This is a genomic window from Bacillus cereus group sp. BfR-BA-01380, assembly GCF_022663535.1.
Lineage (GTDB): Bacteria > Bacillota > Bacilli > Bacillales > Bacillaceae_G > Bacillus_A > Bacillus_A cereus_BB.
Genome location: NZ_JAKUFS010000004.1, coordinates 241,457 through 253,865, shown reverse-complemented (window position 1 = coordinate 253,865; position 12,409 = coordinate 241,457). Strand labels below are relative to the sequence as shown.

The following is a 12,409-nucleotide window of genomic DNA, read 5'->3' as shown; positions in this document are numbered from 1 at the left end:
TAACTCTTTGTCAATCATCGTATCCACGATGTTGACCAACCGCTCATCATCCTCATCGCTAAAAATGTGTCTACCATTATGAAGCATGCCAGAAATAGCGACAAGAACCTCACGCAGCATTGCGACGCTACTCTCCTCGCACTGCACCAGCTCGACAAAAACATCCGCACCGTGAGACGCGCTGTGAGCCCAGCCTCCTACTGAAAGGTAACCTCGCAGATCCTTCTCCTCTTTATAATAACGGAGCATTGCATGCATTAATTGCTCAATTTCCGCTTGATTGAAAAATGGATTCTGTCTGTGGTGTTGCACAATCAAAGCGATAGGCAAGGCAGAGAACGTCCTTGTAAAAACTGACTGATCATCCTCGCTGCCAATATTATAGAACAAATGGTTCTCATCAGTCAGAACAGTTAAGAGGCTACGCAACTCCTCTCCACTGAATCTATTTTCTTCCTTAATCCACATATAAAACATCGGATAAATCAGGTTATCCCGTAATTCTGGCTGAGGATCGCCAATATATTGAAGTAACAAAGGTAAGAAATCTTGATGCCGCTCACCTTCGCGTAACTGATACTTATCCTTCTCAATTCTTTGCAAATCCATCATCAATTTAGTCCTTGTATCGCTCATTTTCCTATCTCCTTCAACATTAACATAATCTCCTCTATAACAATTTCTGGCTCATCATGTTGAATATAATGTCCACTTCGACTAGCAATCCGGTACTTGCTTGACGTTGACAGCCATTGAAATTCTGCTTGGAGTCTTTGCTCAATTTCCAATATTTCTTGAGATGGCCATCCCTCTTCACCATTATCAGGTAAACCTCTTGTAATAATTGCGAGAGGGAGGTTACTTTGCTTTGAATGATCAACGATTTGCTTATAGCTTTGTATTTTATCAATCTTCTCACTATTCAACATAGGATTCTCGTAATATTCCCTATTTCCTGCAAGCAGATTTTCGGGTAGAACCTTTTCATAGGCAAGTTCTTTATATTCCGGTGCAGCGTCAACCAAAACCATACCACAGATGTTCAGTGGATAAAGGCTGGCATATAATCTAGCGACCAAACCACCAAAAGAATGTCCCACCAATATATAGGGCTTCTCCACTTCAAGCGCTAGCAACAATTCGTTGAGCTCCTCGACTAGATCATAGCAAGTCGTCGGGACGGATGCGACTTGACTCCTGCCAATACCCGACCTGTTATAGGAAAAGGTTGATGTTTTTTGCGATATTTGGTCTTGGACTTTTTTCCATGTCTCATAGCTATCGCCTAACCCTGCTATGAAGATTACGCTTGGAATACTGTTACGTGAATATTTATTTAATAGTCTGCGGTTATCACAGATATCAATTATCTTTTTATTTTGTATAGTCACTTTTAATCACCCAGTTCAATTATAAGCTTCACACTATCAATATTTCCATAATAATTTGATTATTATATATTTTTTGAACTTTACCGTTTTTTATTTTGTAACTTCAGCTGAAACCACTCCAAAAGAAATCTGTAGAATACCAATTGATAATTTGCTTACCTCCAAGTTTTTTGTCGTTTTAAACATTTCACACTGAATCGCCGAAATCTACTTGATGTTCTGTACATAAAAATAAACCATCGAAATGATGGTCTTGTTTAATTAAGCACCCTTTTAGGCAATTTTTTTACAATATTGTTGTGGGCCAGGAAGAAATGCTAAAGGACATATTCGACAGAGTTAATCAATACTCCTTGTTCAACTATACTGCCATTTAGTTGAATAAGGAGTAGGTAGGCTACTACTTAAACATTTCAAAATAATTTGCCACCCATTTTGAATTATTTTCTGCAATATATTGTTCTGCCAAAATCAATCGCTGTACAAGCTCTTTCTTAGACATCTTCATATACTTTCGTTCCGTGTTTTTTATGCTTCGTTCTGAACGTATACGTCGATAATCAACAGGAGTAAATGCAACTGAACGCTTTTGTGCAGACTTGTTGGAATTTGATTTTTTCTTGTATGTTTCGCTGTGCTGCTTATAATACGCATTCAATTCTTGATTTGTACTAATCGTGTTACGATGAATCCCTTTCCCTTCGGGATTAATCTCTTTTGACTTCTCTGATACAGTCTTGAGTGTAACAGGGAGGTTTTGTTTGACCAGAAGGTCAATCGCCTCCTTCCCTAACAAGAGAGAACGCTGGCTTCGAGATTCATGAACCTTTTTGAGCCACGTTCGGTTATCTTTTGAAGGAAACGTCTGGTTCATATGTCTGTTCCTCCTGATATTTCTCAATCAATTCAATTTCCTTTAACTCGTTTCTCGCAAGTTTCCTCATCTGTTTCGTCTTATTTACTTCAACCGTCAAACCCATGGAAGCAAACCGCTTTTCCATATCCTTAGATAAGTCAACCACTTCAATGAGTTCATGTTTCTTTTCAGGTTGCGGAATTTTTGCTACACATCCCAAACATGCCATTTTTACAGGACATACTTTATCTGTGACGCAAGTACCGCCCAACACATTGTTATATACACCTACTTTGGCTTTGTATTCCTCCCATTCCCTCTGAAGTTCTTCAGGACTGCGAAGAATCGCTTCATCTAAGTCAACATAGTTTGAAATTACGCTGTGCAATTCTCCAACCTTTTCAGCTACTTGACTTGGAGTAGGTTCAGAGTAATATCTTGTTACATTCAAGTCACGTTGATGGAGGATTTTCGCTACAATATCAATGGGAATTTCCTGACGTTGAACAGCTTCTGTTGCGAACGCATGACGCAGTAAGTGTGTTTTAAGAGTCACAGGTTTTCCTTCCTGCGTCTCGAAATGCAATCCATGCAAGAGAAAACGGAGACACGAAGGAATGCAATCCTTTTTAAATGCTTTCTCGTATATTTTTAAACCTAACATTTATATAGCTGTTATGATTATGTACTGTTCGTGCGTCCAAATTTCTGTCTCCATCAATAAGCATCGCCAATAATAATTGATTCTGCCAAGGTGTATCTAAACACTGATTAAGGAAATATTTCACAGGTAATTCATCCAATTTATCTAACAGAAATACACCTCTGCTATCACGCAAATGAAGAATGTGTTCATCCACCTTACCCGTTAATTCCTCATAAAATGGGGATTTCGGAAAATTCATCGTTGTTGTCATCGTTCATCCTCCAAATCATCCAATAGTACTTGTATATCTACCTCTCTAACTCTGTTTCTTTTGCTGTGTCTGCAATAGTCAGAAGGGGCTTCTTAGTACGTTTCTGTTTCGGCTGTTCCACGTACTCTTTTTCTTTCTCGGCTATCTGTGCAAGCATATTGTCATGAAAATTCCGATGTCTTTCTTCATCAAAGTGATGTTCGTACACTTCAATCGTGTCTTTTTGTCTCCACTTCATGTATTTAATGAGTTCATCTTTTCTCTGTTTAACTTCTGCATCTGTCTTGGAAACATTATAAATCTCACGCATACTTGTCGTGACAAACCAATGTCTTGTTTTATGTGGATTTAACCTCATGTCCATCATCTTCATGACCTTATTCCAATGTGGATACCAAGTCTGATACGAAAATGGTGTTCCTCGTTCCGTCAGAAACATGGGTGCATCGCTAGGTAGAGAATCAAAATCCCACCCTAAAGGGTCAATTTTTTTACGCTCTTGATTGATATATTGAAACAGAAGTTTCGTTGTGTCTTTGCTGAATCGAAGAAACTTTACTCTACGCCCATGACTGCCTTTGTTAAACGTGCTGACTTCTTCAAAGGACTTGCGAGAACGATAATCGCCAATGGTGAGTTCAATTACCTCAGAAGCTCTTGCTCCAGTCTCAAACAACATACGGACAATGACCTTTTCTCTCAATGACCAATTTGCCTGATTACCTGCCTGTTTAACTTTATGATAGAGAAGAGGATTATCAATAATTTCAGGTTGCCATTCCTCATTAATGAGTTTGAAGTAGGAATCTGTCAAACGTCTATGCACAATAGGATTCTCTGTTCCTGCTTTAGCAGGCATTCGAGGCTTATTTTCTCTTACACCTTCGGCATTTGTTTTGTAATCATCCAATATCGCATGAGAGTCGATAAGAGGATTCGGATAGCCATAATGTTTCAGTGTAATTAAGGACTTATAAAGTGACTTGAGAGCGGAAAGGAAGCGATGAACGGTATTCGAGCTTTTATTGGAACGATTGACAAAGCGAAAAGAATCTTTTTCCCGTACTTTACAAGCCATTTCGTCCATCAAATAATCTTCCACAGCGACCCGTATGGCTTCTGGAGAATCACGCCATTGTACACTTCCCTGATAGTTGCTGTGTTTGTCTAACCAAGTGAAGAACGGCAGAAGACATTGAAGATACGACAACGCGGAGCTTTCTGAAATTTTCCTACTGGCATCATCATAAAAGTCTGTCAGTGGTAGAAATACCTTATTATTCGGGTTAAATACAAGCAATGCATATCGACTTTGAACACCTTTTGGACAACGTAAGTGGTAATAACTATCTCTCATTTTCAAAGCCTCCTGTTAGATATTCAGACCCAATTATTCCTCTAACCAATTAAATAAGAGAACCTTTGGTTGATACTCATGTTGCTCCTGATTTCTGATTGCTTGATAGTCTTGTTGCGTAAGGTCATAGATATGCTTATTTTGCTTTTTTGGCAATTTAACAGGGATAGTTGCTGGACTCCAATTCTCTCGAATCGCTTTCTTAATAAACCCGTCAGGGTTTTTCACTTTGGTTGCGGATTGTCGCATAATCAATAGAATCTCTAAGGTTCGTTTAATCCCCACAACAGATAGAAGAGGAAGAATGTCTTCCGTAGGAGATGTAAGTGTGACTGCCTCATATGCTAATTTGACTAACTCCAATTCCTCAATCTCTTCCCGTACTACTTGTTGACGTTGCTGAGAATCTTCTTTTACAATCCCTGTTCCTTGCTTGATATGTACAAGGTCATTTTCAGGAATTCTCCATCCTTCTTTATCACTATTGCGAAATGCGTTTGGGAACTTTCCAGACCGTAGCCATCGTTTAATTGTTTCTTCATGCTTCTGTAAAGCTAACGCCAATTCTTTTACTGTATACATGTTCATGTAAGCACCTCAAAAATAAACGGTTATTTAAAATAGAAACATACATTCCTGTTTAGTGTAACCACACTAATGTTGTTGTTGTATATGAGGTCGTAAAGAGATCTGTATAATAAAAAAAAGTACATCACTCTTATTGAGCAATGTACCAATACATATATAATGTGCAACATTATACCCATCCTCTTATCCTTACAAGGAACGATAGATATTGTCACTTATTTATTTTACAGAGTAATTGGTCTTCCCTTACTTCCCTATTCACAAACAAGAATTTGCCGAGAAAAGTTTCCTTTTCTTGTTACGCAGCGGTCTGTAATTTCAAATCCAATTTCTTCGATCATGTGATCCATTGTTTCGCTTGTTACAACTACTACTTTTTTTGCAATACGGCGCGCATGTTTTAAAATCGAGAATTGATCTTCTGGTGTTGCGCACGTAAATAGATTGTACGGCATATCGATAATTGCTACATCGTAGTTTGTCTGAATGTCTTCGATAGGTCCTACCGTTACGTCTCCTTCAAAACCAAAATGCGCGATGTTTTCTCTTGATCCGATTACGACAAGCGGGTTAATATCACGGCCAACGATGTCAATGCCCATAGAGAGTGCTTCTACCACTACCGTTCCAATACCACAGCATGGATCGATCGCTTTGACTCCATCAGGATTTGGCACAGCGATATTCGCAACAGCTCTCGCTACACGTGTGCTTAGTGACGTAGAATAGCTGCGTGGTTTTTTCACGTGATGGAACCAAACAGCCTCGCTTTCCATATATGTTCCGAAGTACCAACGTCCACCAATGATTACAATGCCAAATACACGCTCTGGATGATGCACATCGGCTTCACCTTCAATATGCATGCCGATATCTCGTTCAATAAGGCGGCGTTCTCCGTATTCTACTTTTTTCGATTTATCAAGATCATTAATTTTAACGAAGATGACTTTGAACGTGGATCCAGACAAATTAATCTGTTCGACCTGCTTCAAAATATCTGGCAGTTCATCTCCTTCATACATTACGTCAATCCGTTCTTTAATAAACGGGCTTCGGCTCGGATCAATTTTGATTGTGCTTTTCAATATATTAGAGTGCGATTCCGTTCCAAAAAGTGAGCGCATCTCCATATAACATAAAGAACGTTCCTCTTCGCGAAATGCATACGTATATATATACGCCGGTGTTTGGCTATGATTATCCAATCTATTCCCATCCTTTATCGTATCAAATTGTTCTTTCTCTCAAATGATATCCGTATCATTGTGCAACGTAACGTTGCAAGCGGTAAAAAAGGACTAATAAGCCAAGGCAAAGTTGTCTCATTTTATTAGTCCTTTTTATGAGCTTTTACTTATTTAAAGAACACTTTGTCTACATTATATTTCGACTTTTGTTTATTAGCGATATATGTTTCATAAATTTCTCTTTCCATCGCGTTTTCTACAAGACAAACATCAATTTTAATTACTTCATCTCTATGGTCTTTGATTACTCATACAGTATCTTCAAAATGTTTTTTTATTCTTGGTCTTAACTTTCTTGCCTTACCAACAAACATTAGTTCATTCTTGTTGTTATAAAACATAAAGATTCCACCTTTATCTCTAGGAATTAGGTGAAAATCAGTAAACCCATACATATTACTTAGTTCTGGATCTTTCTGTTTCGTAATTGTAATATCGGGTCTAGGCGCTTTAATTGTAATCACGATTGCTCACGTCCTCTTTCTATATAAAGTAAAATGATATCACAGGCTTCAAGTAAAATCTATTGTAGCTTCCTCTTTATTGTTTGTAGGACTCCTTATTAATCATTACGGTATGTGAAATTATTATATTGATAATAAAAAAGCTCCCTGTATGGCGGAGCCTTTAATTTTTCTATTTAACTTATAGTATTGTTGCAACTCTTTAACCAGGTACTCTGCACCTTCTGGACTTATTGTAATCTTTCCATTTGCTAATGACATATTACGTTCTGAAACCTCACCAGTTATCACACAATCCCCACCAGCTTGATGCTTCTGTAAAACAATTTTTTCTCCATCTACAAAGATCTCTAATGGTGATTTTTCTTTAATACTGAGCGTATCTCTCAGTTCTTTTGGGATAACTACACGCCCCAATTCATCTACTTTTCTAGTGATTCCCGTTGACTTCATTCAGCCTCTTTCCTCTTTTCATTATCTTATTTACCCTATGTTTTTCTTTTTATTGTAACAAGCTTTCTCCAAATATAAAAAGCATTATGATCCAAAACCAGACAATCATCCTGAGTGTATTTTTGAATCCTCCCCACAATGAAATAGTTTCTTCTTTCATTCTTAACATCCTTTCTCCTTATTCTTTTGGTTCTCCAAACCATTCATACATTGCTTGACGACTAATAATCCATTCCTTACGCTTTCCTTCAGGATGCAAAAAGTACTTAACTAAACCTTTTTGTAACATGCGTTCTAGATCCCTTACTTGCTTCTCATTCATTACAGACGGGCTATATTTATTCTTCAATGTCTCACGAGGAATCCTCCAATAAAAAGATGCTTCAGCTGGTGTCATGTATTTTTCGATTTCTTTCAGGGGTATTGACGGCAAAACGTAGATTTTATACGCTAAGACATTTTCTAACAATAAAATTTCATCTTTGTTACTGTAAAAAAAAACTAGCCCCCCGCAAGAGGTGCTAGTTGACGTAAAATTCGCTATTGGAAGTTGACTATTTATTATTTAAACAAACTGATGATATTTTGGGCATATGTATCGTTTACTTCATAAGCTGTACCATGCTGTTCATTGGTACTCTCTATAAATATAACTTGTCTATTGTTTCCTTCTAACCACACAAAAAATTCTTTTTTATCTCCATCTTTATATTTCATTGTCATTATAGCATTCATATTATCTCGAGCTTGTTTATCTACGAGCACATTTTCTCTCTTTCTTGCATTTTGGAGACCATCAACAAAGGTTTGCATAGTAGCCTCACTATCTACTTTTTTAATATTGTTCGTCTTTGCGTCTTTTAATTCAATAAATGCTATGTCCTTGTTCCCACACTTCACAACTTTTGTTGGAGTCGTTGTGGATGCTGTGTTAGTCTTTGTTGTATTATCAGATTGGCCCGAACACCCAACAAAAGTTAGCATGAACACAGAAATCGCACAAATAATAGTCATTTTTTTCAAAATATTCACCCCTTTTTTAAAAAAATTTTACCATATGGGGACTATTTAAAGTTAGGAAAATTAGTTGTATAACATATGCATGTAAGGTTAACATAACGCACTATTATGGGTAGCAAGGATAAGGTGGAATCCTTGCTCTCATAAGGAATCTACTTTTTTCTCTTTTTATCAATCTATACAATTTTTATACATTCCTATCATGGTGTGGTTTTTCGTGTTTTCGCTTGTTACTGGATTAGCCGAAAAACTGTATAAAATTCTGCATGCTCTTAGCGTGGGTTTTTTCCAAAATGCTAGCGGTACCCCTATATAGTACCATTATCTAAAAAAATGTTTTATTGCTTCAAGTCTTATTTTATGACTGCATTCGTCACAGCAATACTTACCTTCCTTATTTTTCTTGAATTGCTTATATTTTCCTGTTCCTTCATATACCCGAAATACATTTTTACAACAAAAACAAATAACCTCATAAAATATCATTTACTCCCTCTCCCATCAGAGTGATTTGTTACTTTTAAGTTGCCCGCTCAAAGATTGTGACAAGTTCTTTAGTATAATCTTTAACGTTAAGATCAGAATTTCTCATTAGCTCTAGGCTAAATCCGTCTATGGCATGCCGGATTGTTAACGCCATCACCCTTAAGGACGTTTCGGGAAAATCTCGAAACACTCATTCTTGTATCCCTAAACGTAGAATATTTTCAATGGGAAGAAAAATGGTTTCATCATAGTCTGCTGCGAACCGAAGTTTCCCTTCATATGTTCTTTCATTTGAAACAACTTCTATAACAGCGAATACATGCTTTCAATGTTCATCTATAAATTTCAGATTGGATTCAATATACGTCTGGAGCATTCCTTTTGGGGTCGTTTGAGCTTCAATTTGCGGACAAACAAAGGACTGGCAAGCTATATAAAGTTGACCTCTACGGGCTTTTTCAATAAATGACATTTCTTTTTGACTGTTTGATTTATTTTTTGTACTCATGATTATATTTTAGTAGAATTGTTCAAAAAAAATACAATAAAAACCACTTTTGGACTAAAAGGAATAATGATTGTAGAAGGCGAATTTTCAACTGTATAATTTAGTTGTTTTGCTTAAATAAAGACTACAAATTGAAATACTTAATTCAACCATTTGAAATGAGGAGGATTTATGTATTCTATTTTTAAAGATACTGTTGCTGATATGACATGGCTAGAAATTGAAGAGGCATTACAAAAAGGCGCAGTGGTGCTGTCACCAACTGGTGTGATTGAGCAACAAAGTCCCCACTTACCTACAGGGGTTGATATTTACGAAAGCCATTATATTTGTCGTTATATAAAAAAAAGGTTAGAAAAAGAGAACATTCCAGCTATAATAGCACCTCCTTATTACTTTGATGTAAATCATATTACGGGCGCTTACAAAACTAAATTATGAATTTAAACAATAAAAATCCATTTTAATCTTGTTCAAAATGGATTTTTATTGTTTGTTAAATATACGTTTTCAATTAATATTTTGGGTCAAGCTTTATTTCAAATCAGCAAATATGCTAATTTATCTTTATGGTCCCTTCGTTACTTAAAACCTCCAATTTATTAGATGCATCACCAATGGTTCCTTCTTTTGATTTTTCAGTATCCCTTTTTTTCTTAAGTCTATCTAGATTAACTGTTACATCAGATGAATGACTGTTAGCAGTAAGCATTAATGAAGTCGGAGCTTCTTTATAAGATACAGAGATATCTCCTGATTTTGTTTCTACAAATAATGTCTTTCCTTCTGTTGCATTTTTAATTGCTACTTCACCATTTGTTGAAGTAACTTTTATCTTAGGACTAGTCACACTTGTAATATAATTATCACCAGTAGTAGAAGCTACAGTTAATTCCTTTAACGAGCTATCTTTCAAGCTGAATTCTCCATCTTTTGATGCGAATTTCCCCTTATCTGCTGACAGTCCTTCAATTTTTTCAGCACCAGAATCGTTTGAAATTACAATGTTTTTAGCCGCTATATCATTCATTTTTATATCACCAAAACGATTATTCAATGTAATCGTATCTATTTCATTCTTTGGAATAGAAATATAGATAGTACCTTTCTTCCCAAAGCTGAATCCTTCAAGTAATCCCTTTTGGTCTTTCTGATTCATTTCAATTTTCTTCCCATCATTTTTAATTGTTACGGGATCTTTCTTCTTGTCCTTTTGTTTTCCTTCAACTTCGATTGTTATCTTTTTTGACTTCGTATTTTTGAACTTAATATCCCAAGATTCGTTGTTTATCTCTACTTCTTCAATCCTATTTGCTTCAAAGGATTTTTCTTTTTCAAAACTCTTTCCTTCTACTTCTTTGAAGCTAAAAACGAATCCGCCAGTTACAAGTAATGCAGTAGAAGCTAGTATCATTTTTTTCAATTTTTATTCCCCATCCCTTATTGAATTTGAATATTATTCCATCTCTTCTTTATTTAAGCAACATCGATTTTGTCAATTTTATGATAAGAAAGATAACCAATGATTAGACCAAGTAGACAGAATGCAATTGGCACTCCAATAAATTCAAATAAACTAGTCGAACTACCGCCATTAGAAATAGTTGAGTTAATCAAAAACCCTATTAATACAGCTGAGGTAATTGTTGTAGCTGTTGATTTTTTTCTCATACCAAAATATAAAGGAATCAGGCTTACTCCTGCCATCATAAATGCATGAATAAAAGTAGTTGGAACTGTAGCAATTATTTCATTCATACTACCAGGTGTTTCAAAGAACCCTATAATTGGGTTTAAGAAGAAAGTTAACATACTGATAATAAAAGTAGTGAAAATTATGCTAAAAAAACAAAATCCAAAAACAATTGATAACTTAGCTTGCAATATTTTTTTCCGTTGTAGTGGATAGGTAAACACGAATTGAATCGTTTTGCTTTTGTATTCATCAATGACTAAACGTGATAAAATTACACTTGAAAAAATGATAAATGTGATTCGAATAAGAATATTGGTTAAAGACATGAATGCCGCATAATCTGGAAACATTTGCTCACTCTCACCTTTAGAACCCACTGCCATAAGACCGGCAGCAGCGAAAATTCCTACAATACAAAGTATTAGTCCTTTAAAATAACTAGATAAGTGATGTTTTTTCCATTCTAGTTTCATAAGTTTAAACATGTTGACCGCCTCCATTAATAAGGTTTAAAAAGTACTCTTCTAAATTGTGTTGTTTTCTTTCAATTCTCTTTACTATGACGTCATTCAATATCAATTCTTTATTGATTTGATATTGAGAAATGGCTTGTTCAAAAATCCGAATCGTATTCTGGTCAACTATTTCATATCTTTTCATTCCTAATTTACCTTCCAGTACCTGTGTCGTTTTCTTCAAATTGTCTACTTCGATTTCAAGATATTCGATATTTTCTTTTCTGATTTCTTCCATTTTTACCTCTTTTAATAATTTCCCCTGATTAATAATGCCTATCGTATCTGCTATCGATTCAATTTCTGAGACAATATGACTTGAAATTAAAATGGTAATTCCATATTCTTCTTTTAAAAGTAATAAGAGCTCTCGAATGTCTTTAATACCAATTGGATCAAGTCCATTGATAGGTTCATCAAGAATTAGAATCTCTGGTTTCGTAACAATCGCCCGCGCAATCCCTAATCGTTGCTTCATCCCTAAAGAAAATTCATGAATTTTCTTATTTCCCACATCTTTCAGACCAACAATTTCTAAAGCTTCATCGACCGCTCTTTTGTCTTGATAGCCTATGTATTTACAGTGAAAGTCTAAATTTTCCTTTGCTGTTAGCCGATCATAAAACACTGGGTATTCAATGATGCTGCCTATATTCTTTAAATATTGATAGGATGTTCGTAAAACAGGCTGATTGAATACTATAATTTCACCAGAAGATGGCTTTACTAAATTTAAGATCATCTTCATAATCGTTGTTTTTCCGGCCCCATTCGGTCCTAAAAACCCATAAATTTCTCCTCTATTAATTCTCATATTGACATTAGAAACCGTTTCGGTTCCCTTAAACACCTTACTTAATTTGTTAATTTTAATAATAGTTTCCACCCATTGTCCCTCCTGCTTTATA

15 protein-coding genes and 3 pseudogenes are annotated in these 12,409 nt (G+C 35.7%); 1 reads left to right on the top strand and 17 read right to left on the bottom strand.

Going from position 1 to position 12,409, the window contains the following annotated elements; translation table 11 throughout:
* The 14 genes and pseudogenes from MR076_RS06055 to MR076_RS05990 all read right to left on the bottom strand — a co-directional run.
* The coding region (locus MR076_RS06055) for a DUF2785 domain-containing protein (protein ID WP_242218660.1) at positions 1 to 636 on the bottom strand (636 nt) is incomplete at its 3' end.
* Positions 633 to 1,391 (bottom strand): alpha/beta fold hydrolase, encoded by a 759-nt coding sequence (locus tag MR076_RS06050; RefSeq protein WP_242218658.1) that lies wholly within the window; start codon positions 1,389 to 1,391, stop codon positions 633 to 635. The genes MR076_RS06050 and MR076_RS06055, both read right to left, overlap by 4 nt.
* Before the next feature lie 400 nt (positions 1,392 to 1,791).
* Positions 1,792 to 2,265, bottom strand: coding sequence for a hypothetical protein (locus MR076_RS06045; protein WP_242218656.1), 474 nt, complete (start codon positions 2,263 to 2,265; stop codon positions 1,792 to 1,794).
* Positions 2,237 to 2,866, bottom strand: a pseudogene (locus MR076_RS06040) (site-specific integrase); the annotation flags it as partial. The gene MR076_RS06045 and the pseudogene MR076_RS06040, both read right to left, overlap by 29 nt.
* A gap of 10 nt (positions 2,867 to 2,876) precedes the next feature.
* Positions 2,877 to 3,164: a hypothetical protein gene (locus MR076_RS06035; RefSeq protein ID WP_242218654.1), complete on the bottom strand. Its 288-nt coding sequence runs from the start codon at positions 3,162 to 3,164 to the stop codon at positions 2,877 to 2,879.
* Positions 3,165 to 3,201: 37 nt separating this feature from the next.
* Positions 3,202 to 4,521, bottom strand: coding sequence for a tyrosine-type recombinase/integrase (locus MR076_RS06030; protein ID WP_242218652.1), 1,320 nt, complete (start codon positions 4,519 to 4,521; stop codon positions 3,202 to 3,204).
* Between the two features lie 33 nt (positions 4,522 to 4,554).
* A complete protein-coding gene (locus MR076_RS06025) occupies positions 4,555 to 5,109 on the bottom strand; it encodes a helix-turn-helix domain-containing protein (RefSeq protein WP_242218649.1) in 555 nt (184 codons plus the stop codon).
* Positions 5,110 to 5,363: 254 nt separating this feature from the next.
* On the bottom strand, positions 5,364 to 6,317 hold the full coding sequence (locus MR076_RS06020) for a TRM11 family SAM-dependent methyltransferase (protein WP_242218647.1): 954 nt from the start codon (positions 6,315 to 6,317) through the stop codon (positions 5,364 to 5,366).
* 149 nt (positions 6,318 to 6,466) lie between these two features.
* Positions 6,467 to 6,823, bottom strand: a pseudogene (locus MR076_RS06015) (nucleotide excision repair endonuclease).
* A gap of 123 nt (positions 6,824 to 6,946) precedes the next feature.
* On the bottom strand, positions 6,947 to 7,276 hold the full coding sequence (locus MR076_RS06010) for an AbrB/MazE/SpoVT family DNA-binding domain-containing protein (RefSeq protein ID WP_242218645.1): 330 nt from the start codon (positions 7,274 to 7,276) through the stop codon (positions 6,947 to 6,949).
* A gap of 178 nt (positions 7,277 to 7,454) precedes the next feature.
* On the bottom strand, positions 7,455 to 7,694 hold the full coding sequence (locus tag MR076_RS06005; protein WP_242218689.1) for a DNA-binding protein: 240 nt from the start codon (positions 7,692 to 7,694) through the stop codon (positions 7,455 to 7,457).
* Between the two features lie 143 nt (positions 7,695 to 7,837).
* Positions 7,838 to 8,299, bottom strand: coding sequence for a hypothetical protein (locus tag MR076_RS06000; RefSeq protein ID WP_242218643.1), 462 nt, complete (start codon positions 8,297 to 8,299; stop codon positions 7,838 to 7,840).
* A gap of 318 nt (positions 8,300 to 8,617) precedes the next feature.
* Positions 8,618 to 8,782: a DUF2197 domain-containing protein gene (locus tag MR076_RS05995; RefSeq protein ID WP_242218641.1), complete on the bottom strand. Its 165-nt coding sequence runs from the start codon at positions 8,780 to 8,782 to the stop codon at positions 8,618 to 8,620.
* A 34-nt stretch (positions 8,783 to 8,816) separates the two neighbouring features.
* A pseudogene (locus MR076_RS05990) lies at positions 8,817 to 9,290 on the bottom strand (TetR/AcrR family transcriptional regulator).
* A 171-nt stretch (positions 9,291 to 9,461) separates the two neighbouring features.
* Here MR076_RS05990 and MR076_RS05985 point away from each other — a divergent pair.
* Entirely contained in the window at positions 9,462 to 9,731 is a 270-nt protein-coding gene (locus MR076_RS05985; protein ID WP_242218638.1) for a creatininase family protein, read from the top strand.
* A gap of 115 nt (positions 9,732 to 9,846) precedes the next feature.
* Here the strand turns inward: MR076_RS05985 and MR076_RS05980 are convergent, their stop codons facing one another.
* From MR076_RS05980 to MR076_RS05970, 3 genes are read right to left on the bottom strand one after another with little or no spacing between them, the layout of a single operon-like run.
* Entirely contained in the window at positions 9,847 to 10,713 is an 867-nt protein-coding gene (locus MR076_RS05980) for a DUF4097 family beta strand repeat-containing protein (protein ID WP_242218636.1), read from the bottom strand.
* A 53-nt stretch (positions 10,714 to 10,766) separates the two neighbouring features.
* Positions 10,767 to 11,471, bottom strand: a complete 705-nt coding sequence (locus MR076_RS05975) for an ABC transporter permease (protein ID WP_242218634.1) — start codon at positions 11,469 to 11,471, stop codon at positions 10,767 to 10,769.
* Positions 11,464 to 12,387 (bottom strand): ABC transporter ATP-binding protein, encoded by a 924-nt coding sequence (locus MR076_RS05970; protein WP_242218632.1) that lies wholly within the window; start codon positions 12,385 to 12,387, stop codon positions 11,464 to 11,466. Before MR076_RS05970 ends, MR076_RS05975 begins: the two co-directional genes overlap by 8 nt.
* Positions 12,388 to 12,409 lie beyond the last annotated feature (22 nt).